Origin of the sequence: Streptomyces sp. NPDC051561 (assembly GCF_044454195.1) — a bacterium.
In the GTDB taxonomy this organism is placed as follows: domain Bacteria; phylum Actinomycetota; class Actinomycetes; order Streptomycetales; family Streptomycetaceae; genus Streptomyces.
On sequence record NZ_JBITDM010000014.1, the window covers coordinates 55,482 to 80,902 of the forward strand.

The 25,421-nt window shown below is 70.5% G+C and carries 23 protein-coding genes, 1 tRNA gene, 1 pseudogene and 1 riboswitch; of the genes and pseudogenes, 13 read left to right on the forward strand and 12 right to left on the reverse strand.

Going from position 1 to position 25,421, the window contains the following annotated elements; genetic code table 11:
- Positions 1–213: 213 nt before the first annotated feature.
- On the reverse strand, positions 214–489 hold the full coding sequence (locus ACIA73_RS27095) for a MoaD/ThiS family protein (protein WP_399441344.1): 276 nt from the start codon (positions 487–489) through the stop codon (positions 214–216).
- Between the two features lie 29 nt (positions 490–518).
- Positions 519–1,805, reverse strand: coding sequence for a threonine synthase (gene thrC, locus ACIA73_RS27100; RefSeq protein WP_399441345.1), 1,287 nt, complete (start codon positions 1,803–1,805; stop codon positions 519–521).
- A gap of 14 nt (positions 1,806–1,819) precedes the next feature.
- A riboswitch (SAM riboswitch) is annotated at positions 1,820–1,947 on the reverse strand.
- A 197-nt stretch (positions 1,948–2,144) separates the two neighbouring features.
- Here thrC and ACIA73_RS27105 point away from each other — a divergent pair.
- The 4 genes from ACIA73_RS27105 to ACIA73_RS27120 all read left to right on the forward strand — a co-directional run bounded on the left by ACIA73_RS27105 (position 2,145) and on the right by ACIA73_RS27120 (position 7,373).
- Positions 2,145–3,119: a glucosyl-3-phosphoglycerate synthase gene (locus ACIA73_RS27105; RefSeq protein ID WP_399441346.1), complete on the forward strand. Its 975-nt coding sequence runs from the start codon at positions 2,145–2,147 to the stop codon at positions 3,117–3,119.
- 90 nt (positions 3,120–3,209) lie between these two features.
- Positions 3,210–5,285: a hypothetical protein gene (locus ACIA73_RS27110; RefSeq protein ID WP_399441347.1), complete on the forward strand. Its 2,076-nt coding sequence runs from the start codon at positions 3,210–3,212 to the stop codon at positions 5,283–5,285.
- A 189-nt stretch (positions 5,286–5,474) separates the two neighbouring features.
- Positions 5,475–6,929, forward strand: a complete 1,455-nt coding sequence (locus tag ACIA73_RS27115; protein ID WP_399441348.1) for a trehalose-6-phosphate synthase — start codon at positions 5,475–5,477, stop codon at positions 6,927–6,929.
- Positions 6,930–6,986: 57 nt separating this feature from the next.
- Positions 6,987–7,373 (forward strand): hypothetical protein, encoded by a 387-nt coding sequence (locus tag ACIA73_RS27120; protein WP_399441350.1) that lies wholly within the window; start codon positions 6,987–6,989, stop codon positions 7,371–7,373.
- A 64-nt stretch (positions 7,374–7,437) separates the two neighbouring features.
- Here the strand turns inward: ACIA73_RS27120 and ACIA73_RS27125 are convergent.
- The 4 genes from ACIA73_RS27125 to ACIA73_RS27140 all read right to left on the reverse strand — a co-directional run bounded on the left by ACIA73_RS27125 (position 7,438) and on the right by ACIA73_RS27140 (position 10,221).
- Positions 7,438–7,511, reverse strand: a tRNA-Met gene (locus tag ACIA73_RS27125).
- 101 nt (positions 7,512–7,612) lie between these two features.
- Complete coding sequence (gene otsB / locus ACIA73_RS27130) at positions 7,613–8,452, reverse strand: trehalose-phosphatase (protein WP_399441351.1); 840 nt, start codon at positions 8,450–8,452, stop codon at positions 7,613–7,615.
- A 66-nt stretch (positions 8,453–8,518) separates the two neighbouring features.
- Positions 8,519–8,737 carry a DUF3263 domain-containing protein gene (locus ACIA73_RS27135; RefSeq protein ID WP_399441502.1) on the reverse strand — a complete coding sequence of 73 codons (219 nt, stop codon included), beginning with the start codon at positions 8,735–8,737 and terminating at the stop codon, positions 8,519–8,521.
- A gap of 203 nt (positions 8,738–8,940) precedes the next feature.
- Positions 8,941–10,221, reverse strand: coding sequence for an ABC transporter substrate-binding protein (locus ACIA73_RS27140; protein ID WP_399441352.1), 1,281 nt, complete (start codon positions 10,219–10,221; stop codon positions 8,941–8,943).
- Between the two features lie 202 nt (positions 10,222–10,423).
- Here ACIA73_RS27140 and ACIA73_RS27145 point away from each other — a divergent pair, with 202 nt between their 5' ends.
- From ACIA73_RS27145 to ACIA73_RS27165, 5 genes and pseudogenes are all read left to right on the forward strand, one after another.
- On the forward strand, positions 10,424–11,332 hold the full coding sequence (locus tag ACIA73_RS27145) for an SIS domain-containing protein (protein WP_399441353.1): 909 nt from the start codon (positions 10,424–10,426) through the stop codon (positions 11,330–11,332).
- A gap of 141 nt (positions 11,333–11,473) precedes the next feature.
- Positions 11,474–12,424 (forward strand): annotated as a pseudogene (locus ACIA73_RS27150) (ROK family protein); the annotation flags it as partial.
- Between the two features lie 89 nt (positions 12,425–12,513).
- Positions 12,514–13,677, forward strand: coding sequence for an N-acetylglucosamine-6-phosphate deacetylase (nagA, locus tag ACIA73_RS27155; protein ID WP_399441354.1), 1,164 nt, complete (start codon positions 12,514–12,516; stop codon positions 13,675–13,677).
- Positions 13,678–13,852: 175 nt separating this feature from the next.
- On the forward strand, positions 13,853–14,824 hold the full coding sequence (locus ACIA73_RS27160) for a 1-phosphofructokinase family hexose kinase (protein ID WP_399441503.1): 972 nt from the start codon (positions 13,853–13,855) through the stop codon (positions 14,822–14,824).
- A gap of 61 nt (positions 14,825–14,885) precedes the next feature.
- A complete protein-coding gene (locus ACIA73_RS27165; RefSeq protein ID WP_399441355.1) occupies positions 14,886–15,737 on the forward strand; it encodes a ketose-bisphosphate aldolase in 852 nt (283 codons plus the stop codon).
- Positions 15,738–15,801: 64 nt separating this feature from the next.
- Here ACIA73_RS27165 and ACIA73_RS27170 read toward each other — a convergent pair whose 3' ends face one another.
- Both ACIA73_RS27170 and cdgB read right to left on the reverse strand, forming a co-directional pair.
- Entirely contained in the window at positions 15,802–16,851 is a 1,050-nt protein-coding gene (locus tag ACIA73_RS27170) for a carbohydrate-binding protein (protein WP_399441356.1), read from the reverse strand.
- A gap of 109 nt (positions 16,852–16,960) precedes the next feature.
- Positions 16,961–18,637, reverse strand: a complete 1,677-nt coding sequence (gene cdgB, locus ACIA73_RS27175) for a diguanylate cyclase CdgB (protein ID WP_399441357.1) — start codon at positions 18,635–18,637, stop codon at positions 16,961–16,963.
- Between the two features lie 411 nt (positions 18,638–19,048).
- On the opposite strand from cdgB, the gene ACIA73_RS27180 reads away from it, so the two are divergent.
- Entirely contained in the window at positions 19,049–19,549 is a 501-nt protein-coding gene (locus ACIA73_RS27180) for a flavin reductase family protein (protein WP_399441358.1), read from the forward strand.
- Positions 19,550–19,559: 10 nt separating this feature from the next.
- Here the strand turns inward: ACIA73_RS27180 and arfB are convergent, their stop codons facing one another.
- Positions 19,560–19,988: an alternative ribosome rescue aminoacyl-tRNA hydrolase ArfB gene (gene arfB, locus ACIA73_RS27185; RefSeq protein WP_399441359.1), complete on the reverse strand. Its 429-nt coding sequence runs from the start codon at positions 19,986–19,988 to the stop codon at positions 19,560–19,562.
- A 190-nt stretch (positions 19,989–20,178) separates the two neighbouring features.
- Between arfB and ACIA73_RS27190 the strand changes: the two genes are divergently transcribed.
- Positions 20,179–20,754: a TerD family protein gene (locus tag ACIA73_RS27190; RefSeq protein ID WP_399441360.1), complete on the forward strand. Its 576-nt coding sequence runs from the start codon at positions 20,179–20,181 to the stop codon at positions 20,752–20,754.
- Positions 20,755–20,815: 61 nt separating this feature from the next.
- On the opposite strand, the gene ACIA73_RS27195 is transcribed toward ACIA73_RS27190, so the two are convergent.
- Complete coding sequence (locus ACIA73_RS27195; protein ID WP_399441361.1) at positions 20,816–21,679, reverse strand: hypothetical protein; 864 nt, start codon at positions 21,677–21,679, stop codon at positions 20,816–20,818.
- Between the two features lie 263 nt (positions 21,680–21,942).
- Positions 21,943–22,770 (reverse strand): class I SAM-dependent methyltransferase, encoded by an 828-nt coding sequence (locus tag ACIA73_RS27200; protein WP_399441362.1) that lies wholly within the window; start codon positions 22,768–22,770, stop codon positions 21,943–21,945.
- A gap of 95 nt (positions 22,771–22,865) precedes the next feature.
- On the opposite strand from ACIA73_RS27200, the gene ACIA73_RS27205 reads away from it, so the two are divergent.
- Both ACIA73_RS27205 and ACIA73_RS27210 read left to right on the forward strand, forming a co-directional pair.
- Entirely contained in the window at positions 22,866–23,591 is a 726-nt protein-coding gene (locus ACIA73_RS27205; RefSeq protein ID WP_399441363.1) for a GntR family transcriptional regulator, read from the forward strand.
- A 108-nt stretch (positions 23,592–23,699) separates the two neighbouring features.
- Positions 23,700–24,389, forward strand: coding sequence for a hypothetical protein (locus tag ACIA73_RS27210; protein ID WP_399441364.1), 690 nt, complete (start codon positions 23,700–23,702; stop codon positions 24,387–24,389).
- Between the two features lie 31 nt (positions 24,390–24,420).
- On the opposite strand, the gene ACIA73_RS27215 is transcribed toward ACIA73_RS27210, so the two are convergent.
- Positions 24,421–25,071, reverse strand: coding sequence for a CatB-related O-acetyltransferase (locus ACIA73_RS27215; protein ID WP_399441365.1), 651 nt, complete (start codon positions 25,069–25,071; stop codon positions 24,421–24,423).
- Between the last annotated feature and the right edge of the window lie 350 nt (positions 25,072–25,421).

Sequence of the window (25,421 nt, forward strand, 5' to 3'; positions counted from 1 at the left end):
CTCGAACGCGCGACCCTCATCTTCTCGCGTTCTCATATGCACGGGGCACGGGCGAGCGGAGGGGCTTCCCCTATCCTACCTCTTTCAACCATGCAGAATTGCCCCCTCCGCTTGTGAGCGGAGAGGGCAACTTCCGTTAACGGGAGCCTTTTCGAGGCGGCTCAGCCTCCGGCACTGCGCCGGACGGTCAGCCTCCGGCACTGTGCTCGATGGTCAGCCTCCGGCGACGGCCGGGATGATCGAGATTCCGGCGCCGTCCGGCGTGACCGTCTCCAGGCCGCTCTCGAAGCGCACGTCGTCGTCGTTCACGTACACGTTCACGAACCGGCGCAGCTTGCCCTGGTCGTCCAGCACGCGCGCGGCGATGCCGGTGTGGTTCTTCTCCAGGTCGGCGATGACCTCCGCGAGGGTCGCGCCCTCGGCGGCGACCTCGGACTCGCCGCCCGTGTACGTACGGAGGATGGTGGGGATGCGGACCTTGACGCTCATGGTGTTCAGCCTTCCGTTACGTGGGTGATTCAGCGTGCCAGGCCGGCGTCGCGGAACGCGTCCAGGCTCGGGCGGATGGTCGCGGAGGGGCCGGTGGTCGGGGCCACCGCGTCCAGCGTCTTGAGGCCGTCGCCGGTGTTCAGCACGACGGTGGTGAGGGCCGGGTCCAGCAGACCGGCCTCGATCAGCTTCTTGGTGACGCCCACCGTCACACCGCCCGCGGTCTCCGCGAAGATGCCCTCGGTGCGGGCCAGCAGCTTGATCGCGTCCACGACCTGCTCGTCGTTGACGTCCTCGACCGCGCCACCGGTACGGCGGGCGATGTCCAGGACGTAAGGGCCGTCCGCCGGGTTGCCGATCGCGAGGGACTTGGCGATGGTGTTCGGCTTCTGCGGGCGGACCACGTCGTGCCCGGCCTTGAAGGCGGTGGAGACCGGCGAGCAGCCCTCCGCCTGGGCGCCGAAGATCCGGTACGGCTTGTCCTCGACCAGACCGAGCTTGATCAGCTCCTGGAGGCCCTTGTCGATCTTCGTGAGCTGCGAGCCCGACGCGATCGGGATCACCAGCTGGTCCGGCAGCTGCCAGCCGAGCTGCTCGCAGATCTCGTACGCCAGGGTCTTGGAACCCTCGCCGTAGTACGGGCGCAGGTTGACGTTGACGAAGCCCCAGCCCTCGCCCAGCGGGTCGCCGATGAGCTCGGAGCAGAAGCGGTTCACGTCGTCGTAGTTGCCCTCGATGCCGACCAGCTCGCCCCCGTACACGGCGGCCATGACGACCTTGCCCTGCTCCAGGTCGTGCGGGATGAACACGCAGGAGCGGAAGCCGGCCCGGGCGGCGGCGGCGCCGACCGCTCCGGCCAGGTTGCCGGTGGAGGAGCAGGAGAGGGTGGTGAAGCCGAAGGCGCGGGCGGCCTCGACGGCGATCGCGACGACGCGGTCCTTGAAGGAGTGGGTCGGGTTGCCCGAGTCGTCCTTGACGAACAGGCCGCCGGTGACGCCCAGCTCGCGGGCCAGATTGTCCGCCTTGACCAGCTTGGTGAAGCCGGGGTTCAGGCTGGGGTGCTCGGCGACGTCGGCGGGGACGGGCAGCAGCGGGGCGTAGCGCCAGATGTTGTTCGGACCGGCCTCGATGCGCTTCTTCAGCTCTTCGGGGCTCGCGGTCGGCAGGTCGTACGCGACTTCCAGCGGACCGAAACAGAGCTGACAGGCGAAGATCGGGCCGAGCTCGAAGCGCTCGCCGCACTCGCGGCAGGACAGCGCGGCGGCGGGGCCGAGGTCTACGGCGGTGGTGGTGTTCTCAGTGGTCTGCACAGCCATGATGGCGAGGTCCCTCCTCATCTTCCCCGCGACGACGTTCGCCGCGAGACGGAATTGGCACCTTCCCGGCCTGACCTCGCGGTCGGCAGGGGGGTTGCCGGGACTTCAACGGGCCGTTTCCCTCAGTCCCTCTGGATGAGCGCTATGACTCCGGATGCGCGCCTGAGCGGCCCGGGTGTTTGTGTGCGGCGACGACCCCGACATGCGACGTCTCTCCGCGTTGTTCAAGACTGTAACCGAACCCCCGGAGGCAAGAGCTAGGCGTCCGGACCGCGAGATGGATCACACGAGTGCCGGCACAGCCTGCCGGCCGAGGCGACGGAGTCAGGAGTGACGGGCGTGCTGCAAGAGGTGGAGCGCTGGCTGGCCGCGCGGTCCTGGACCGCCGCCGACCGCCCGCTGGAGCGACTGCTTGCCGCGAAGGCGGCCAGGGGCACCACCGTCAGCGTCGTCCTGCCCGCGCTCGACGAGGAGGCGACGGTCGGCGCGATCGTGGCCGCGATCCGCCGGGACCTGATGGGCCAGGCCGCCCCCCTGGTGGACGAGCTCGTGGTGATCGACTCCGGCTCCACCGACGGCACGGCGAAGGCGGCAGCGGCGGCCGGTGCGAGGGTGGTCCACCGCGACGACATCCTCCCGCGCGTCCCGCCACTGCCCGGCAAGGGTGAGGTGCTGTGGCGCTCGCTCCTGGTCACCCGCGGTGACCTCGTCTGCTTCGTCGACGCCGACCTGATCGACTTCGACTCCTCCTTCGTCTCCGGCATCCTCGGGCCGCTGCTGACCGAGCCGGACGTCGACTTCGTGAAGGCGACGTACGACCGCCCGCTGGGCACCGAACCCGCCGATCCCGCCACCGGCCGGACCGCCGGCCAGGGCGGCCGCGTCACCGAGCTGATGGCCCGCCCCCTGCTCAACCTCCACTGGCCCCAACTGGCCGGGTTCGTACAGCCGTTGGGCGGTGAGTACGCGGCCCGCCGGACCCTCCTGGAGCGGCTGCCCTTCCCCGTCGGTTACGGAGTCGAACTCGGCCTCCTCATCGACGCCCTGCACACCGTCGGCCTCGACGCACTCGCCCAGGTGGACGTGGGTGTCCGCAAGCACCGCCACCAGGACGGCCAGGCACTGGGCAGGATGGCGGCCTCCATCTACCGAACCGCCCAACTCCGGCTCTCCCGGGGCCACTTGATCCGGCCCTCGCTCACCCAGTTCGAGCGCGAGAACGGCGCCTTCGTCCCCCGCACCCACCCCGTGGACACGGAGGAGCGCCCCCCGATGTGCGAGATCCAGGAGTACCGGGCCCGCCCGGCGGCGTAATCCCAGCCCCCCGCCGCCCTTTCCTGGGGCCGGCCCTCCTCGCGTGGCGCAACACAAGAATGCCCGGATTATCCGTTTAACTAATGTTTTATGCGCCTTCTGAGACTCTCCCGCGCCCGAGCCCTCCTCGCGGTGGCCGCACTCGCCGTCCCGGCGCTCGTCGCGGCCGCTCCGCCCGCGCAGGCCAATGTCGTGGACCCTTTCCGCCTCAGGTACGAGACGGCGCTGTACGGGGACTTCGCCACGATCGGCAACGCGGTCCTGGGCTGCCCGACCACGCCCGCCGACGTCGCCGCCGACTGCCAGGAAACCCTTCAGGGCAGGGGCCCCAAGAACAACAACAGCTTCGTCGAGCAGAACATCAACACCGGCGGGATGACCCAGACCTTCAACTCCAGCACGGGCCGGGTGACCATTCCCCCCGGCGCGAAGGTCACCCATGCCCGCCTCTACTGGGGCGGCAACGCGGGCACCCTGCTGTTCGGCTCACCCCGCAGGATGTGCGATCTCAGCAGGGAGAAACAACCGCCCCTCGTCCTCCCGCCGGGCGACCCCCTGACCACCCGCCCGGTCGTCCGGGTCGCGGGCGGCCCGCAGACCGCGGTCGACGTCGAGCACGCGGTCCGCACACCGGAAGCCGTCCAGGGCCCGCACTACTACACCGCCGAAGCCGACATCACCGGCCTGTTCGCCGGCGCCCCCACCGGCTCCCCCGCCGAGATCGCCGTCGGCAACGTCTGGGCGCCGACCGGCCAGGGCTGCGTCGGCGGCTGGTCCCTGACCGTCGTCTACGGCTACGACGCCCCGAACGCCGCCCACGCCCCCGAGCGCCGCCAGGTCTACGTGTACGGCGGCCACGTCATCCAGAAGTCCCCCCGCAGCAGGGCCGAGGCCGCGACGACGATTCCGGTCACCGGCTTCCTCCGTACCGCCGGCGACATCCACGCCAGCGTGAGCGCGTACGAGGGCGACCTGAACACCAACAAGGACCAGTTCCTGGTCAACGGCCAGGCGGTCACCGAGCCGTCCATCGGCAGGAACAACAACTTCTTCATCAGCCGCAGCGAGGGCGCCCTCGACCCCAACGTCCCCAACAACCTCAGCATCGACGCCAAGGACTTCGAGGTCCCGGACGGCGCGATCCCCCAGGGCGCGACCTCGGCCAACCTCACCTTCACCACCGGCGGCGACGTCTACGTCCCCTCGTCCCTGGCCCTCTCGGTCCCCGTCCCCGACCTGAGAGTCACCAAGAGGGTGACCCCGATGCGGGCCGCCCCCGGTGACACCCTCAGATACACGATCACCGCGAAGAACATCAGCAAGCTCCCGTACCCCGACGCGACCTTCTCCGACGACCTGAAGGGCAACCTCGACGACGGGAAGTACAACAACGACGCCAGGGCCAGCACCGGCGAGGTGACCTACCGGGGCACGACGCTGAAGTTCAAGGGCGATCTGGCGCCCGGCGCCGAGGCCAGGGTGACGTACTCGGTGAAGCTGGGCCCCGAGGGCACCGGCGACGGCAGGCTGACCAACGGGGTCGACGTCACCTCCCCCCGCTCCAACTGCGACCCCGGCTCGACCGACCCGTCCTGCGCCGTCACCCCGGAGATCGTCAGGCCGACCCCGCCGGTCGACATCAGCACGGACGTCCCCGACGACCGGATCGGGCCCGGCGGCTACGTCCCGGTAGTGATCTCCTTGACCAACCCGGGGCCGAAGCCCACCCCGCCGGTCACCATCGAACTGCCCGAGGCCCCGGGCGAGGAGAAGGAGACCTGGACCGGGGTGATCCCGGCCCACTCCACGGTGCGGATCAAGCACACGGTCACGGCGCCGGACAGGCCGGGCACCTACTCCCTGCCGATCGTCACCGACTACCGGGGCTCCAAGTGCACCGCGGGCAGCACCGACCGCAGCTGCTTCATCACCCTGGTCGTGAAGCCCGGAAAGCCGACTGGCCACAAGCCCACCGAGGGTGACAAGCCGGGCTCCGGCTCCGTGCCGATGTCCGCCGCCCACCCGAAGCCGCTGGCCGCCCCCCGGGCCCAGATCGCCGAGACCGGCCCGGACTACGACCGCACGCAGCTCCTCACCGGCATCTCCCTGCTCCTCACCGCCCTGGGAGTACTCGCCGTGGCCGCCACCCGCAGCCGCCGCAGCTGACCCCGGGCACCCGGCCGGCCCACCCGCCGGCCACCGCTCGGGCCCGATGAGCCCCCGCCCGTCCGCGACCGCGGGCGGGCGGGGGCTGACCTGTCCGCGCACACAGCCCGCCCCCTCCGCCCGCGCCCGCCCCCTCCCACCCCCCGCACGCACGTTTGAGGGATTCCCGCACGGGCTAGGTTTCGCCACATGACAGCCCAGCCCACAGCCCAGCCCGCCCCCCGGCCCACGCCCGGTCCCGCAGCCGACCAGCCCTCCCGGGTCCTCGTCGCCTCCAACCGCGGCCCGGTGACGTACGCCCTCGGCGAGGACGGTGAGCTGACCGCCAGCCGCGGGGGTGGCGGGCTGGTCTCCGGGCTCTCCGCGATCGGTCCTGACGCCGACGCGCTCTGGATCTGCTCGGCGCTCGGGGACGGCGACCGCGAGGCCGTACGCCGGGGTATCCGCGAACCCGGCGTCCTGATGCTCGACATCGACGCCAACACCCACGCCGCCGCGTACAACGGCATCGCGAACTCGGTCCTGTGGTTCATCCACCACCTGCTCTACCAGACACCGCTGGAGCCCGTCTTCGACGTGGAGTTCCGGGCGCAGTGGGCGGCGTACGAGACGTACAACCAGGCCTTCGCCCAGGCCCTGGCCGACCATGCCGCCCCCGGTGCCACCGTCCTCGTGCAGGACTACCACCTGTGCCTGGTCCCCGGGATGCTCCGAGAGCTCCGCCCCGACCTGCGCATCGGCCACTTCTCGCACACCCCGTGGGCGCCGCTGGACTACTTCCGGCTGCTCCCCGACGACATCGCGCACCAACTCCTGCGCGGCATCCTCGGCGCCGACCGGGCCGCGTTCCTCACCCGCCGCTGGGCCGACGCGTTCACCGCCTGCGCCGTGGACCACCTCGGCGAGGGAGCACTCGACGGCAAGCGGATCGGTGTGCACGGCCTCGGCGCCGACGCCGACTTCCTGCGCGAGCGCTCGCACCGGGACGACGTCGAGGACCGGCTGGCCACCCTCCGCGAGCAGATCGGCTCCGACCCCGACGGCCGCCCCCGCCGTACCGTCGTCCGTGTCGACCGCACCGAGCTCTCCAAGAACATCGTCCGCGGACTGCTCGCCCACGAGCACCTCCTGGCCACCCGCCCCGAGTGGCACGAACGCGTCGTGCACATCGCCTTCGCCTACCCCTCCCGCCAGGACCTCGCCGTCTACCGCGACTACACGGCGGAGGTCCAGCGCGTCGCCGACCGCATCAACTCTGCCTACTCCACCCCTACTTGGACCCCCGTCGTCCTGCACGTCAAGGACGACTTCGCCCGCTCCCTGGCCGCCTACCGCCTCGCCGACGTGGCCCTGGTCAACCCGATCCGCGACGGCATGAACCTGGTCGCCAAGGAGGTCCCGGTGGTCTCCGACGACGGCTGCGCGCTGGTGCTGTCGCGGGAGGCGGGGGCGCACGAGGAGCTGGGCGAGGACGCGATCACGGTCAACCCGTACGACATCACGGGCACCGCGGACGCCCTGCACGAGGCACTGACCATGCAGCCCGACGAACGCGCGGAACGCACCAAACGGCTCGCGGCGGCGGCCACGGCACTGCCCCCGCAGCAGTGGTTCCTGGAACAGCTGAACGCACTGCGGTCATGAACTCCCCTCCCCTGGGCACCCGTTGACTCCTGAAGGAGTCGGCGAGAGGGGATTCTGGTGTGGGATCTGGCGCGCGGCGGCACGGACAGTCCGGGCGAATGGGGATTGGTCCTCGGCGTCATGGCCCTGTACCTGGCGATCGGTTACGCCCTGGAGTACCGGGCCAAAAAGCGCCAGGGCGCCGACCGGCCCGCAAAGGCGGCGGCGAAGGCCCTCGACGGGTCCCCGGGCCCGGACGAGCCGGGGAGGTACCTGAGCAGCCGCCTCACCATGATCATCGGCGCCGGGGCGACGGGCCTGACCGCGTTCCTCGCCGAGAGCGCGCCCACGGTCGTGCGGGTGCTGGTGGTGGGCGCGGTACTCCTCGCGAGCGTCTTCGCCTGGGCCTACTTCGACCACCGCACCCGGGACCGGAGCCCCACCCCTGACGCCCCGGCCCTCTAGCCCCCGCAGACAGGAACGACCTGGGGCCCGGAACTCTTTCGAGTTCCGGGCCCCAGGCCTTCAGTAGCGGGGACAGGATTTGAACCTGCGACCTCTGGGTTATGAGCCCAGCGAGCTACCGAGCTGCTCCACCCCGCGTCGGTGAACACGACACTACGTGGTTTCCGGTGCGGTGGGAAATCGGTTTCGCCGGTACGTCGCCGACCCGCATCCCCCGCACCACCGGGGCCGGCCCACACCTACCCCCGCGCCCGCAGCGCCGCCGCCAACTCGCCGACGAACAGCGCCACTTGCGCCGGGCCGTCCATCAACAGATCTGCCCTCTCCGCCAGTTCGGGCACCGCGCTGCCGCTGCACACCAGCAGTCCGGGCACCCCGTCCGAGCGGAGCTTCTCCACGGCGGTGTACGCGGGCAGGTCGCCCAGGTCGTCACCCGCGTACACCACCGCCCTCGCCCCGATCTCCCGCACGTACTCGCTCAGAGCGGCCCCCTTGTCGACGCCGGGCGGCCTCAACTCCAGTACCAGACGCCCGGGTTCGACGATCAGCCCGTGCCGCGAGGCCAGCTCGGCGAGGGGCCCGCGCAGCGCTTCGAAGGCGGCCTGCGGGTCGGACGCCCGACGGGTGTGCACGGCGACGGCCTGCCCCTTCTCCTCCACCCAGGTGCCGCGCCAGGCACCGTGCGCGTCGAGCACACCGGGCAGCTCGCCGCGAACGGCAGCGATCCCGGGGTGAGGGGCGGGAGCGTGGACGGTGCCGGTGACCGCATCCCAGCGTTCGGCACCGTAGTGCCCCAGAACGACCAGATGCTCCAGCCCGGGAACCCCGGCGAACCCGCCGTACCGCACCGCCACCCCGGCCGGCCGCCCGGTCACAATCGCCACCGAGGCCACCTGCGGCGCAAGAGCGGCCAGCGCCGGAACGGCCTCCGGATGCGCCCGCGCCTGCTCGGGGTCCGGAACGATATCGGCCAGCGTGCCGTCGAAATCCAGCGCCACCAGCGCCTGTTGAGGCGCGGCCAGAATAGCTGCCAGCCCCTCACGGCCAACCTGCGTGGACGGTTCGGGAAGAGTACCCATACCCCCGACCCTACCGGCCGCGCCCTAAAGGGGCGGGTTGGGAGTGGGAGTGGGAAAATCTCCCCCTCAGCGACGTTCCCGACGCGACGCCCGCACCCGCCGCAGCCGGTGAACCGTCACCGGATCCGCCGACTCCGCCCGCACGTCATCAAGCAGCGCATTCAGCAACTGGTAATACCGCGTCGGCGACATCCCCAACTGCTCCCGAATGGCCCGCTCCTTCGCCCCGGGCCCCGCCCACCCCTGCCGCTCCACAGCCAGCACAGCCAGCTCACGCGCAGACAGAGCGGAGGAGCCGGAGGGGCTGACAGGGCCGGAGGGACCAGCAGGGCCGGAGGGACCAGCAGGGCCGGAGGACGCGGCCCGCCCAGACCCCTCCGACGCCTCCGTCCCCTCGGACGGCTCCGTCCTTCCGGACGCCTCCGCCCCCTCGTTCTCACCCTCGTAAGCCATGGGCCCCAGCCTATTGCGCCCCGTCCGCGCGCAACCTATTCCGCACTGTCCGTCGCCACCGCCTCCCGGTGCAACGCCCCCAGCACACCCCCCGGAGTACTCCCCGGCTCGACCGCCTTGCCGATCTGCTCCTTGATGCTCTCGCTGACCTTGGCCCAGGAGGTCTTGCCCACCGGGTACAGCTCCGCCGTCGGCATGGTGTCCAGGAACTTGCGGGTCTTGGCGTGCTTCCCGTCGGACAGCATCTCGTCCGTCGCGCTGATGGTGACCGGCTGAAGGTCGAACTCGTCGGCGAAGGTCAGCACGTTCTCGTCGGTGTAGGCGAAGTCGAGGAACTTGCCGATCTCCTTGCGGTGACCGTTCTGCTTGAAGCCCATCATCCAGTCGGCGACGCCCATCGAGGGCCTGGCGGTGCCGTCCTCACTGGGCAGCGCCACCATCTCGTACTTCACGCCGTTCTTCTCGGCCTGCTTCATCAGCGAGGGGTGGCCGTTGAGCATGCCGACCTCGCCCTTGGCGAAGGACTCGAAGGCGGCCTTGCGGTTGAGCTTGCCGGGGGCGACCGGGCCGGTCAGACCGGGGGTGACCAGCTTGTCCTTGAGGAAGGAGAAGGCGGTGATGTTGCCGGCGGAGTTGATCGAGTACGCGCCGATGTCGTCGGTGTAGCCGGAGCCGCCCGACAGCATCCAGTTCATCGTCTCGGCCTGCGCCTCCTCCGGGCCCAGCGGCAGCGCGAACGGGGTCTTCACACCCTCGGCCTTCAGCGCCTTGGCGTCGACGGCGATGTCGTCCCAGGTCTTCGGGGCGCGGGTGATGCCGGCCTTGTCGAAGAGGTCCTTGTTGTAGAACATCAGGCGGCTGCTGCCGACGAACGGCATGCCGTACTGCATGCGGCCCACCTCGCCCGCCTTGGCGAGCGGGCCCAGGAAGTTGGCCTGGGTGGGGATCGAGACCATCTGGTCGACGCTGTACAGCTTGTCGCTGGCGACGTAGTCGGCGTACGCGCCGATCTGGGCGATGTCGGGGGCCTGGCCGCTGCCGACCATCTCGCTGACCTTGCGGTCCACGTCGTCCCACGAGTAGATCTGGACGTCGACCTTGATGTGCGGGTTCTTGGCCTCGAAGACGCGGGCGAGCTTGTTCCAGTACTGCTTGGTGTTGTCGCCGCCGTCGAGGTTGTAGTCCGCCGCGACGAACTTGAGGGTTACGTCCTCGGGGTCATCGGAGCCGATGAGCCCGCAGCCCGTCGTTGCCATCGCGAGTGCGGCTATCGCCGCGGTCAGACCCAAGTAGCGCCGCTGCACAGCCCGTTCCACCCTTTTGCCCTTTTAGTACTAGTTGTACGTCTTCGTACGTTGTCCAGTAACTCGCCCCCCTGCGTGGGCGCGAGGTCTACACCACCTGGGTATCTCCTGCACAACACCTTCCGCAAATCGCACTGGACCTGCTAAGCAGTGCGGGACCAAGGTCAAGAAGGTCCGCATCGCACGTGTTCAGGCAAATGAGGAGTAGTCGCGCATGTCCCGCACCGCAGTTGAGATTGCCACCCAGCCGACCTGCTGGCGGCGCGCCGCAGAGTACGCGGCCGGCTTCGAGGGCCTTCCCGTGCCTGGTGAGCGCGTTGCGGTCACCGGCTGCGGCACGTCATGGTTCATGGCGATGGCGTACGCGGCGCTGCGCGAGGCGTCCGGTCAGGGCGAAACGGACGCCTTCGCGTCCTCCGAGTTCCCGACCGGCCGCTCCTACGACCGTGTGGTGGCAATCACTCGCTCCGGCACCACCAGCGAGGTCCTCGCCCTCCTCGCCGACCTCAAGGGCAAGGTCCCCACCCTCGCCCTCACCGGCGACCCCAAGACCCCGGTCATGGAGGCGGCGGACTCCATCGCCCTCCTCGACTGGGCCGACGAGGAATCGGTCGTCCAGACCCGCTTCGCCACCACCGCCCTGGCCTTCCTGCGCGCGGGCCTCGAACTCTCCGGCGACCTCGCCGAGGGCGTGAAGACCGTCGCCGAGGCGGCCGTCGACGCCGAGCTCGCCCTCACCGAGCCCCTCCCGGAGTCCGTCACCTCCGCCGAGCAGTGGACCTTCCTCGGCCGTGGCTGGACCTACGGCCTCGCCCAGGAGGCCGGCCTCAAGATGCGCGAGGCGGCGGGCGCCTGGACCGAGTCCTACCCCGCCATGGAGTACCGCCACGGCCCCATCTCCATCACCGGCCCGAACCGCGTGGCCTGGATGTTCGGCCGCCTCCCCGACGGTCTCGCCGGTGACGTCACCCGCGTCGGCGGCACCGTCATCGCCCACCCGACCGCCGACCCGCTGGCCGACCTCATCCGCGCCCAGCGCCTCGCGGTCGTCCTCGCCGAGTCCAAGGGCTACGACCCGGACCACCCGCGCAACCTCTCGCGCAGCGTGATCCTGGAGGGCTGAGACCCGGGCCCCGGAAAGCCCGGCAGGCCAGGCCCCGTCACCCGATCGGGCGGCGGGGCCACCCCTTCGCCCCGGCCCGGCGACGCACCCCACCCCGCAGTGGACTAGACCTGTGTGGGGTCCACGCGCGACACTACCCCCGTGAAACACGTCATCGCCCTCGATGTGGGCGGCACCGGAATGAAGGCCGCCCTGGTCGGCGCCGACGGCACCCTCCTCCACGAGGCCCGCCGCCCCACCGGCCGGGAGCGCGGCGCCGACGCGGTCGTCGAGTCGATCCTCGCGTTCGCCGAGGACCTGCGCGCCCACGGCGAGGAGCACTACGGCGAGAGCGCCTCCGCCGTCGGCGTGGCCGTCCCCGGCATCGTCGACATCGAGAACGGCATCGCCCTCTACGCCGCCAACCTCGGCTGGAGCGACGTCCCGATGCGCGCCCTCATCGCCGAGCGCCTCTCCGGACCGCACCACGACGGCGGCCGCGACCGCCCGCCCGTCCCCGTCGCCCTCGGCCACGACGTCCGCACCGGCGGCCTCGCGGAGGGCCGCATCGGCGCGGGCAAGGGCGCCGACCGCTTCCTCTTCGTACCGCTGGGAACCGGCATCGCCGGGGCCATCGGCATCGACGGCACCATCGAGGCCGGCGCCCACCAGGGGGCCGGCGAGATCGGCCACATCGTGGTCCGTCCCGGCGGCGTCGACTGCGGCTGCGGCCAGCGCGGCTGCCTGGAGCGGTACGCCTCCGCCTCCGCCGTCTCCCTCGCCTGGGCGGAGGCCTCCGGCGACCCGGAGGCGGACGCCGCCGACTGCGCCAAGGCCGTGGAGAGCGGCGACGAGCGGGCGATCGCCGTCTGGCACGCCGCCATCGACGCCCTCGCCGACGGCCTGGTCACCGCGCTCACCCTGCTCGACCCCCGCACGGTCATCGTGGGTGGCGGTCTCGCCGAGGCCGGTGAAACCCTGTTCGTACCGCTGCGTGCGGCGGTAGCGGCACGTGTCACGTTCCAGAAGCTGCCCACCCTCGTGCCCGCCGCACTCGGCGACACGGCCGGCTGCCTGGGCGCGGGCCTCCTCGCCTGGGACCTGCTGGCCACGTACAACGACAGCGACAGCCCCGCGCACCACTTCGCCCCCCACCACCCCATGCACGACGACGTCATGGACTCCACGGAGGTATCCGACTGATGGCCAGCAGCAAGGTCCAGGTCCTGTCCGGCGCCAAGGTGGTGCTCCCCACCGGCACCGTCGACGGCGGCCGGGTCATCGTCGACGGCACCCGGATCGCGGGCGCGCTCCCCGACGACGCCACCCCCGGGGCGCCCGCACTCGACCTCGCCGGTCACTGGATCGTCCCCGGCTTCGTCGACATGCACGTGCACGGCGGCGGCGGCGCGTCCTTCACCTCCGGTACGCCCCAGGAGGTGCTCCGGGCGGTACGCACGCACCGCGAGCACGGCACGACCACGATGGTCGCCTCCACCGTCACCGGCGAGATGGACTTCCTGGCCGCCCGCGCCTCCCTCCTCGCCGAGATCGTCCAGCAGGGCGACCTCGCGGGCATCCACTTCGAGGGCCCGTTCATCTCCCCGTGCCGCAAGGGCGCGCACAGCGAGGCACTGCTGCGCGACCCCGACCCGGCGGACGTCCGCAAGCTGATGGACGCCGCCCACGGCACCGCCAGGATGTTCACCCTGGCCACCGAGATGACCGGCGGCCTGGACTCCGTACGCCTGCTCGCCGAGCACGGTGTGATCGCCGCGATCGGCCACACGGACGCGACGTACGAGCAGACCGTCGAGGCCATCGACGCGGGCGCCACCGTCGCCACCCACCTCTACAACGCGATGCCCGCGATCGGCCACCGCGCGCCCGGCCCGATCGTCGCGCTCCTGGAGGACGAGCGGGTGACGGTCGAGCTGATCAACGACGGCACCCACCTGCACCCCGCCTCCTTCCAGTTCGCCTACCACCACGCGGGTGCGGCGCGGGTCGCGATGATCACCGACGCGATGGACGCGGCGGGCTTCGGGGACGGCCAGTACGACCTCGGTCCGCTGGCCGTGGAGGTACGGGACGGGGTCGCCCGCCTGGTCGATGGCGGCTCCATCGCCGGCTCGACCCTCACCCTGGACACCGCGTTCCGCCGCTCGGTCACCATCGACGGACTGGCGGTCGAGGACGCCGTACGGTCCCTCTCCGCGAACCCGGCCCGGCTGCTCGGTCTCGACGACAAGGTCGGCTCGCTGGAGCACGGCAAGGACGCGGACCTCGTCGTGCTCGACGCGGACTTCGCGGTCGTGGGCGTGATGCGCAAGGGCGAATGGGTGATTGAGCCCCAAGTAGGCTGATTTCCCCCTGCATTACTTGCGCGATTGGTACGAAGTGGCTGGCCCCGCCCCCTGGGCCAGCCACTTTCTTTTTGGCATGATCCCCCTGGCAGGAAGTACAGAAAGCGCTTTCTAGAGAGCGGCCTGGGCCGCTGGGGGGTGAACGCGGATCGTGCCGATGACGCCGATGACGCCGATGATCCTGACGGTCACGCTGAATACCGCACTCGATCTCACGCACCACGTCCCGGCGCTGGTGCCGCACACCTCCCACCGGGTCACGTCCGTCACCGAGCGGCCGGGTGGCAAGGGGCTGAATGTGGCGCGGGTGCTGGCGGCGCTCGGGTACGAGACGGTGGTGACGGGGTTCGCGGGCGGACCGACGGGGGAGGTTCTGCGGGGGCTGCTGGCGGACTTGGAGGCGTCCGGGGGTACTGCTGGGCCTGTCCCCGCCGGGGGGCTCACCGACGCTCTCGTTCCCGTCGCCGGGAACACCCGGCGCACCCTCGCGATCGTGGACGCGGCCACCGGGGACACCACCCAGCTCAATGAGCCGGGCCCGCAGATCACTCCGGCCGAGTGGGACGCCTTCCTCGTCTCGTACGACGAACTGCTGGGCGGGGCGCGGGCGGTGGCACTGTGCGGGAGTCTTCCGCCGGGGATCCATGTGGGGGCGTACGCCGAGCTGATCCGCCGTGCGCGAGCGGCATCGGTGCCCGTGCTCCTCGACACCAGTGGGGAGCCGCTGCGGCGGGGGATCGCGGCGCGCCCCGACCTCATCAAGCCGAATCTGGACGAGCTGGCTCAACTCACCGGGTCCAGGGAGCCGTTGACCGCTTCGGCGGAAGCGCGGCGCCGGGGGGCCCACACGGTGATCGCCTCCCTCGGCGCGGACGGGATTCTCGCTTCCACCGAGTCGGGGACCTGGCAGGCGTGTCCGCCTGCGACGCTGAAGGGCAATCCGACGGGGGCGGGGGACTCGGCGGTGGCGGCCTTGCTGGCGGGGCTGGTGGACGGGGTTCCTTGGCCGGAGCGGCTGGCTCGGGCGGTGGCGCTTTCGGCAGCGACGGTGGCGGCGCCCACGGCGGGGGACTTCGACCGGGGGACGTACGAAGCGCTGCTGCCGCAGGTCAAAGTCACCGAACACCCGGTACACGGTGTCCGCTGAGCGGTGCGCTCGGCCCAGAGCCGTGAACTTTTCCTCTCCGTCCAATGATTGGCTGAACCACATGCCCCTGGTCACCACTGGTGAACTCGTTTCCGCTGCCGCCGGCGAAGGCCACGCGCTGGCTGCCTTCAATGTCATCACTCTCGAACATGCCGAGGCGATCGCCGTCGGTGCCGAGCGGGCCGGGGACTCCCCCGCCGTGCTCCAGATCTCCGAGAACGCGGTGAAGTTCCACGGCGGGAACGTCCTCGCCCTCACGGCCGCCGCGGCCGCCGTCGCACGCGCGTCGAGCGCCCCGCTGTCGCTCCACCTCGACCACGTCGTCTCCGTGGAGCTGCTGCACGCCGCGCACGAGGCAGGGTTCAGCTCCGCGATGTTCGACGCGTCGAAGCTGAGCTACGACGACAACGTCAAGGCGACGGCGGACGCGGTCCGCTGGGGCCACGAGCGCGGCATCTGGATCGAGGCCGAACTCGGCAAGGTCGGCGGCAAGGACGGCGAGGCCCCGCTCGACGCCCACACCCCGGGCGTCCGCACCGACCCCCGCGAGGCCGCCGCCTATGTCGCCGCCACCGGGGTCGACGCCCTCGCCGTCGCCGTCGGCTCCTCCCACGCGATGACCGAGCGCACCGCCGCCCTCGACCACGCCCTCATCGCCGCGCTCAAGCAGGCCGTCCCCGTACCCCTGGTCCTGCACGGCTCCTCCGGCGTCCCGGACGAGGAGATCCGCCGCGCGGTCGCCGCCGGCATGGTCAAGATCAACGTCGGTACGGCGCTCAACACGGCCTTCACCGGAGCGGTCCGCGCCTACCTGGACGCGAATCCCGCCACCGTCGACCCCCGCAAGTACCTGGTCCCGGGGCGGGACGCGATGGCCGCGACGGTCGCGCACTTCCTGGACACCGTCCGCTGACCCACGACGTACGAGTGCCCCGCCGGATCCACCCGGCGGGGCACTCACACACGTACGCGGACGGCTACGACTTCGACTGCGGCTTCTCGTGTCCCGGGTGCAGCGACACCTGGTCCAGGTTGGCCTGGCACCCCGACGCGCACGAGATGACGATGGTGTTGTCGCCCTTGTTGAGGTTGATGAAGGAGTAGGTGTTGGACCAGCCCTTCTCCCAGTCGCCCTCCGGGCTCTTGCCGTAGTTCTTCATGTCCACACCGGAGCCGTGCGTCTTCCCGTTGACCGTCAGCTCCGCGTGGGCGTCCTTGCCCGGGATGCCGTAGTCGACGGACAGCGTGTACGCACCGGCCTCGGGCACCTTGACGTTCCAGGTCGCCGAGGAGTTCGGCTGGCTCAGCGGGACGTACGCACCGCTCTCCGACTTCGCCCCCTTGACCGTCTTGTCCGTGGTCATGCCCGGGGCCAGCGTCAACGCGCCCGCCTGCGCCTTCGGCAGCTCGACCGGCTTCTCGTCGTCCGGCTCGGCCGTCGGCGAGGGTTCCTGGGTCTGCCCCTGGCCACCGTCGGCGCCGGCACTGCTGCCGGTCGCCTGGTTGCCCTTGTCGTCCTTGTCCTTGCCGAAGTACAGCGCGGAACCGATGCCGATCACCACGGCCGCGACCACCGCGATGGCGCCGATCAGCAGGCCACGCGTGTTCGGGCCACGGCCGCGGCCGTTGCCGCCACGGCCCTGGTCGCCGGCGTACGGCCGGGGCGGCACCGCACCGCCCTGCGTCTCGGGCGCCGCGTAGTGCGCGTTGGGCTGCCCGTACTGCTGCTGGCCCTGCTCACCGCCGTAACCCTGTTGCTGCTGCTGCGGGAACGCCTGGGTGGCCTGGCCGCCACCGTTGTGCTGTCCCTGCGGCTGGCCCTGCTGCTGCCCGTACTGCCGCTCGCCGACCGCCCGCACCTGGTTGTACGACGTCCTGGGGACACCGCGCTGCGAGCTCGGGCCCGGGTAGCCGTAGCCGCCGCCCGAGCTTGGCGGCTGAGCACCCGCGGCGCGTCCGTCCTCGTAGAGGTAGCCGAACGGATCGTCGTCCTCAGGCGTGCTCGCGCCGTTGTTCCCGGCCGTCATCCCAGCGTCACTCCTCACCATGTTCGCCAGCGTCGCCGACCGGGCGAGCCTACCTGGTACGGGCGAACGCCCCCGGGGATGTTGACCGCACCACACCCCGGCGGAGCGGCTATCCGGCCCGCCGGTGCGGCTTCGACCGGGACCGCTTCTCTATGTACATCCGCTGGTCGGCGGACTGCAGTACGTCATCGACGGTCATCCCGCACTCCGCCCAGCCGATGCCGAAACTGGCACCTACCCGGACCGCCCGGCCGTCCACCCGGATCGGCGGAATGATGGCGTTCCGCAGCCGTACGGCGAGGTCGGCGGCGTCCGCACTGCCCAGTCCGTCCGCCAGCACCACGAATTCGTCCCCGCCGAGCCGCGCGACCGTGTCCCCGTCCCGGACACATGTGGTCAAACGCCGCGCGACCTCGATCAGCACCGCGTCGCCCGCCCCGTGCCCGAACCGGTCGTTGATGGACTTGAAGCCGTCCAGGTCGCAGAAGAGGACGGCCAGCCCCTTCGTGCCGTCGTCCGGGTACCCGTTCGTCCCGGCGCCCTCCGGCGGCGCGACCATGTGCACGTGGTGGTCGTAGAACCCGGGGTCGCCGTTCTCGCCCATGGGGTCACCGAAGTACCCGTCGTCGTACGTCACGCCCTCGTCGTACGCCCCGTCGTAGGCCGCGTCCAGGGCCTCCACGGCGGTCGCCCGCACCGCGTGCGGCTTGCGGCACAGCCGGGCGCTCAGCCGGGCGCGCAGCTCCGCGCTGTTGGGCAGCCCGGTCAGGGAGTCGTGGGAGGCGCGGTGCGCGAGGTGCAGCTCGTGCCGCTTGCGCTCCTCGATGTCCTCGACGTGCGTCAGCAGGAAGCGCGGCCCGTCGGCGGTGTCCGCCACCACCGAGTTCCGCAGCGACACCCAGACGAAGGTGCCGTCCCGCCGCTGGAGGCGCAGCTCGGCGCGGCCGCCCTCCGCCGACGTGCGCAGCAGGGTCCCGACGTCCTCGTGGTGCACCAGGTCCGCGAACGAGTACCGCCGCATCGCCGAGGCAGGACGCCCCAGCAGCCGGCACAGCGCGTCATTGGTCCGCAGCAGCCGCCCGTGCTGGTCGCCGCCCATCTCCGCGATCGCCATCCCGCTCGGCGCGTACTCGAAGGCCTGCCGGAACGACTCCTCGCTGGCCCGCAGCGCCTGCTGCTCCCGCTCCAGCCGGACCAGCGCCCGCTGCATGTTGGACCGCAGCCGGGCGTTGATGATCGCGATGGCGGCCTGGGAGGCGTACATCGTGAGCGCTTCCTGGCCCCATGCCCCGGGTCGCCGGCCACCCCTGGGCCGGTCCACGGAGATGACTCCGATCAGCTCGCCGTCGCCCCCCGAGGCGTACATCGGCGCGTAGAGCCGGTCGCTCGGGTGCCACTCGTCGGCGAATCGCGGCTCGGGGCCCTCGGTGTGCCACTGCGGAACGTCGTCCTCCATCAGCACCCAGCCCTCGGTGTGCGGAATGAAGTGGAGGTCGCCCCACCGCTCGCCCATCGAAAGGCGGCGCTCCCAGGAGTTCCTCGACCCGACCCGTCCGGTGATCAGCGCTTCCGCCGCCGTGTTGCCGGCGAACGCCGCCACCACCAGATCCCCGTCCGGCCGCACCAGATTCACACAGGCGAGCTCGTATCCCAGCCCCGCCACGATGCCGCTCGCGACGGCCTGCACGGTGTCGGACAGGCTGCGGGCGGTGTTGAGGTCAGCGACCACCCGGTGCAGTTGCCGCAGGGTCGCAAGGCGGACGTACGGCTCCGACTCGGCCTCCATGACCCGCTCCCCGAGACCTCGACAGCAACGACAGCAACTCCAGGCTTCTCATCGTCCGATTGCCACCGCCACTGAATCACAGCGCGCTGCTCCCTCGGTACACAGGGTCAACAAATACTTCTCTCTGTGACTCAAGTCACAAGCATGTACCGGAAGTTGATGTGTAGCGCGTGGGAGCGCTCCCGGGCTGCTCAAGGCACCCGCGTGGCCGAAAACGGGCGGCGAACGGAGGGTATTGGCCGGAGGACCTAGGTCCTGTCTGGTCCCTATGTCCGATGTGGCGGAGGCATGGTGCCGCCTACCGTTGATCAAGTGTTCCAGACGACAGAAGCCACCCCGGAAACCACCCCTCAGGACGCCCCGGGCACCGTCCCTGCGCCCCGTCCCGCGGCGATCCCCCATCCTGTGGGGGTGAGCAACGACGAGTTCCGCGCGGCGATGGCCCGTTTCACGGCGGGCGTCACGCTGGTGACCGCCCATGACGCGGACGGCGGCCCGCGCGGCGAGGACGTCGGCATGACCGCCACGGCCTTCATGTCCGTCTCCCTGGACCCGCCCCTGGTGATGGTCTCCGTCCGCAACGGCTCCCGGATGGACGACCTCCTCGACGAGCAGCCGCTGTGGGCCGTCTCCCTCCTCTCCGAGAGCCAGCGCCACATCGCGGGCCGCTTCGCCATGAAGGGCCGCCTGAGCGACCGGCTCCTCTTCGAGGACGTCGCGTGGAAGCGCGGCGACGTCTCCGGCGCCCCGCTCATCGGCGGCGCACTGGCGGTCGTCGAGTGCCGTACCGAGCAACGGGTGGTGGCAGGCGACCACACCCTGGTCATCGGCCGCGTCCTCTCGGTGGACCTCCCGAGCGCGGACGGCGGCCCCCTCACGTACTTCCGGGGAAAGTACCGCCAGCTGAGCTGAGAGAGGGTGTCTAGTCCCAGCCCCGCCCGGACCGGCCGCCCTTGGTCTGGCTGCGCTGCTTCTTCTCCCGCAGCCGCCGCTCATTGATCCCGCGCGGGATCTTCGTCGCGCGCCGCGGCTTCGGCGGCGGCGCACTCGCCTCCGCCAGCAGGGCGGCCAGCCGGACCGCCGCCGTCTCCCGGTTCCGCCACTGCGACCGGTGCTCGGAGGCCCAGACGGACACCACCCCGTCCACCAGCCGCGACGCCAGCCGCTCCAGCGCCCGCGCCTTCCACACCTCGGGCAGCGCCTCCGTCTTCGCCAGGTCGAAACGGAGTTCGACCCGTGAGTCGGAGGTGTTCACATGCTGCCCGCCCGGCCCCGACGACCTCGAAAAACGCCACATGAGCTCCGCCTCCGGCAGGGAGACGGAACCGCGAATGAAATAGGGCCCGGACATACGTCCATAGTCCCTGCTCGCACCGCCCCCGTCACACCCTTTTCCCCCTCCTCCTCCCTCACTCGCGGACACTCTGGCAAAGAAAGTAAAGAAACCAGGAACTTGCCAGGCACCCGCCCGCGTTAAAGGGTGTGACGGCAGCTTCGGCACCTGTACCGAAGCCCGCACACCACGAGGAAAGGGACATCCCATGGCAGTCAGCCTCAGCAAGGGCGGCAACGTCTCGCTCACCAAGGAGGCCCCGGGCCTGACCGCCGTAACGGTCGGTCTCGGCTGGGACGTCCGCACGACGACGGGCACCGAGTTCGACCTCGACGCCTCCGCCATCGCGGTGAACCCGGCGGGCAAGGTCTACTCCGACGGCCACTTCGTCTTCTTCAACAACAAGGCGACCCCGGACCAGACCATCGTCCACACCGGCGACAACCGCAGCGGTGAGGGCGACGGCGACGACGAGCAGATCAACGTCAACCTGGCCGGCCTGCCCGCCGACGTCGACAAGATCGTCTTCCCGGTCTCGATCTACGACGCGGAGAACCGCTCGCAGAACTTCGGCCAGGTCCGCAACGCCTACATCCGCATCGCCAACCAGGCCGGCGGCGCCGAGATCGCCCGCTACGACCTGAGCGAGGACGCCGCCACCGAGACCGCCATGGTCTTCGGCGAGCTGTACCGCAACGGCGCCGAGTGGAAGTTCCGCGCGGTCGGCCAGGGCTACGCCTCCGGCCTGACGGGCATCGCCCAGGACTTCGGCGTCAACGTCTGAGTCACACAGGTTTCCTGAGGGAGCCCTCGGCCGGGTGCATCCGGCTGAGGGCTTTCCTGCGTTACGTCGCGGTGTGGTGCGCCACGCTCTCCCGGTGGATCTCGCGCAGCCGCCGGGCCTTTCCGTGGACGACGTCGGCGGGCAGGCCCGCTTCCTCCCGTACGTACGGGACGCTCCTGCACGGCCTGCACAGTCCGCCGGGCAGGGCCTCGGCCGCACCGGGCACCCCGCACCCGGTGCACTCCATGACCGCCACCCCCTGCCGGGGCCCCGGCAGTTCCGGAGGCAGCTCCCGCACCAGCTTCGACTGCACATACGCGAACGGGCTGTGCACCACCCTGGGCACCAGCACCCCGAGCACCCTCGTCAACCGGTCCTCGGAGGCTCCCCGCCGCAGCCACTCCGCCGCGTACGGTGCCAACTCCACGCACGCGTTCTCGGACAGCGCGAGCTGCGGTACCTGATGGGACAGCCTGGCCAGCGCCTCGTACGCCCGCACCTCGACCTGCGCCTGGGGCGCCGGGTCCTCCGTGGTCTCGCCCCGCACCATCGACTGCCACCAGGCGTCGGGCCGCGCCGTCCGCGAGAAGTACGTCCGCTGCACCCACCGCACGGTGTCGTCCGCGCCCCACAGCGGCTCGCGGAACCGTCGCAGGTGCCCCGCCTCGGAGAGTGTGCGCAGGGCGGTGGCGAGTGCCTGTTGCCCGTACCCGGCCATCTCCCTCGCCAGCGTCTTGATGCTGATGTCGGCCCCGTCCGGCAGCCGGTCGATGTACCCGGCGACGGCAGCCTCCCGCACCGGCAGATGCGCGAACTCACCCCGGTGCCGGGCCTCCTGATCAGGCGCGGACTGCTTTCCGAAGCCGGGATTGGCCATGGGGTGGGCGGGGGCGTGCGGGGCACGGCTAAGCTGTTGGACAGCCATGGGATCGCCTTTCTACGGGCGTCGATCTCACTGGTGAGACCCCCGTTGAGGCGTTCGTAGCGCCTCCGGGGGTCGTTAGTCGTGACGCACGGTACACGCCCGACACCCCCCGTCGCGACACGGTTACCAAAAGTCATCTCACTTACCACTGCGGCAAGTTGATGCCGCAGTGGCACATGTCGCGCCCGCGAAGGGGGAGGGAGGGTGGGTAAGACCCCCCTCCATTCCTCAGAGAAAACGTCTCGACTTTCGCCGCTCGAAGCTCAGCCTTCGACCTGGGGCTTCACTCCCACCGTCAGCAAGTGCGAGGACGCCGCGAGAAGTTCCGGATACGGCTCCGCCAGCCGCGCCGCAGTCAACGCCGACGCGAAGAGCGAAGACTCGGCAACCCCCTCGCCCCCGTACTGCTCGGTCGCCTTGAGCAGCGCCCAGGCCGGGCCCTCGACCCCGTACACCACCACTTCCCCGAACCCGGCTCCCCGTACTTCCTCTCCCAGCAACTCCGGACTGTGAAAGTACGCCTCGGTGAACCCACGCTTCCCGTCGTGCACATGCGACGCCAGAATCCGCTCGATGCTCTCCCGCACCGGCTCCCGGTCCAGATGCCCGAACGCCGTGTGCTCGAACAGCGACGCGTACTGGCTGATCCCCGCCGCAGCCACCAGCCCGCCCGGCCGCACCACCCGAAACGCCTCGGCCAGCGCCTGCCGCCGGTCCGCCGCCTCCACCAAGTGATAAAGCGGGCCCATCACCAGGACCACGTCGTACGTCGAGTCCCCGGCACTCAAGCTCCGGGCATCCCCCAACTCCGCGCTGCACCCTTGCACTTGCGCCTGCTCGACATGCCGTCGCACCGGATCCACCAGATGCACGCCATACCCGTCCGCCCCCAGCCAAGCCGCGTGCACCCCCGGCCCGCCTCCTACGTCCAGCACCTTGGCCGGCGCCTCCGGCAGATGTCGCCGCAACAACTCCTGTGTCCGCACCATCTCCAACCGCCCATCGGCCGACCCCGACAAGCGACTGCTCTCGTCGATGGTCGAGCCGTAGAAGTCGAGAATGCAGCGCGCCACTTCCGGAGTCGTCGTCATGGACGCATTCTGCCGCTCCGCTGGACGGTAGCCAGAGGGCCGGCCGTAAATTGACCGGTGGACCGGTCCGGCTGATCAGAGCCTGAGGAGCAAGAGTGGCGACCCTGAAGTACGAGCAGATCGCGGAGACGCTACGGGCCCGGATCGCGGAGGGTGAGTTCGCGCCGGGGTGTCTGATGCCTTCCGGCCGGGATCTGGCCGAGCAGTGGAATGTGTCTCGCGCCACCGCCATCAAGGCCATGGACGTACTGCGGACGGACGGCCTCGTGGTGGCGCGCGCAGGCGCCGGATTCGCTGTCACCGAGACGCCGGTGGCGCGCCCGGCGGGCAACAGGCGGTCGGGGGCGCGCATCGACGGCGGCGCTCCGTTCCGGCGCCTGGGCAGGCCGGATTGGCGGGTCCCACCCGCGCGCATCACCAATGCCCTGGGTCTCGCGGAGGGGGAAGTCGCCCTGCGCCGGATGCGCCTCCTGCTCCTGCCGGACGGCAGCCCACTGACGCTGGTGACGGCTTGGTTCAGCTCGGACGTCGCGGAGGGTGCCCCTCGTCTCACGGATGAAGGGCCGATCGCCGAAGGTACGACGCACTACGTGACCCGGCAGACGGGACGCGGCCCGAAGCGGGGCCGGGACATCACCACAGTGCGCCTGCTCTCTCCCGAAGAAGCGGAGTTGCTGAACGTGAACCCGCCCGCCGGAGCCGCCGTGGTTCTGCACACCGCCTATGACGCCGAGGGACGAACCCTGGTCGCTGAAGAGGGAGTTACCCCCGGGAGGCTGTGGGAGACCGAAGAGGACTACCCGATGGGGTCGGAATTCTGACTCAGCCTTGACTGGACCGGTCCACCGGTCCACTGTCACTTGTGTACGCAGGGCGACGCACGCTTGTTGTCGCGTACTGCCCGTACCCACAAGGGAAGTGAGAGTGCGATGACGGACAGAGGCGTGGATCCACAGGACACCGAGTGCGACCGGAGAGGTGCGCACCCCACAGCCCGCTGGCTGGCGGAAGCCTCCGACACTCCGGACCACACCCACGCGGAATGGGCGGACCGAGGCGTCGCCCTCCTCCCTCTCGGCCGGCGTTTCGACGCCGTCCGCGTCCCGGGAGAACTGGTCCGCGCCGCACTCGCCGCGAACGGATCGCCGGCCGGACCCCTGATCCTCGACCCCCACAGCGCCATGTACTACGCCCTCGTCCCACCCCGAACCACCGAGACCTGGGTCTGCGCCTTCGGTACGTGTCTGGGGCAGGGGGCATGGCTCGGTGTGCCGCATCCGGAACGGGTCGGGCCGCCCGGGCCGCACTGGGTTACGCGCGGGGACCGGCCCACGTCCCTCTGCCGCCCTTCCCGCGTACGGGAGTTGATCGAACTTGGCTGCCGGGAAGTTGAGGGGGCCACGGCACTCCCCCGCGAGTGGTGCGCGTGGTGCAAGCAGGAAACCGGTCGGCCGACCACCGTGGGCATCCTCCACGCGGGGACCGGAGGAGGCGGCCACCTCCACGCGTGTCCCACCTGCCTGGCGACGTACCGCCTGCTCTCCCTCACTGACCACCCGGCCGACAGCGACGGCACCCCCCGCCATCAACCCACGCACAGGTCAGGCACGTCTCGGTGAGACAGCCGTCTGCGGCCCCCACCATGTGGCCCTATGCAGCCAACTCCCCCGCCGCCTTCTCCAGACCCGCCACGTCGCCCGCCATGATCGTGCGCATATGGGTGGTGATGTGGTCCAGGGGCCAGTCCCACCACGCCACCGCCAGCAGCCGCTCGATGGTCTTCTCGTCGAAGCGGAGGCGGATCTGCTTGGCCGGGTTGCCGCCGACGATGGCGTACGGGGGGACGTCGTCGACCACCACCGCGCCGGAGGCGACGACCGCGCCGTGGCCGATGCGGACGCCCGGCATGACCTTGGAGTGGTAGCCGAACCAGACGTCGTTGCCGATGACCGTGTCGCCCCGGCCGGGGAGGCCGGTGATCAGGTCGAAGTGGTCGGACCAGGAGCCGCCCATGATGGGGAACGGGAAGGTGGACGGGCCGTCCATACGGTGGTTGGCGCCGTTCATCAGGAAGCGGACACCCTCGCCCAGGGCGCAGTACTTGCCGATTATCAGCTTCTCGGGGCCGTAGTGGTAGAGGACGTTGCGCGTCTCGAAGGCCTTGGGGTCGTCCGGGTCGTCGTAGTAGGTGAAGTCGCCGACCTCGATCAGGGGGGAGGTGACGAGGGGCTTGAGGAGTACGACGCGGGGCTGTTCGGGCATCGGGTGGACCGCGGTGGGGTCGGCGGGGACGGGTGACATCACGCATCAGCTCCTTGGGCGGACGTGCCCCAACTACGGGAGTAAGCAGAGAAGTCGAAAGGTTAACCACGTCGGCGCCGCCCGTGCACACGCATATCCGACGGCCGCCGAGGTGTCCGCCCAGCCGGACTGGAGAGACGGGTGGCGTCGGCGGCGACCTTCGAAGCGGCGGAGTTCCTGCGGTCTCTGTCCGCGCATCTGACGTTCGAGGTCACCGGCTGAAGATCGTTCACCCCGTGATCCCAGTGCGCCACACCTCCTCCGTAACCTCGACAGAACCGATCCATGAACGGCAAGTACCGGTCAAAGAGTTGTGAGTGTTTGGTCTGTACGCGAACAACTTCGGCACC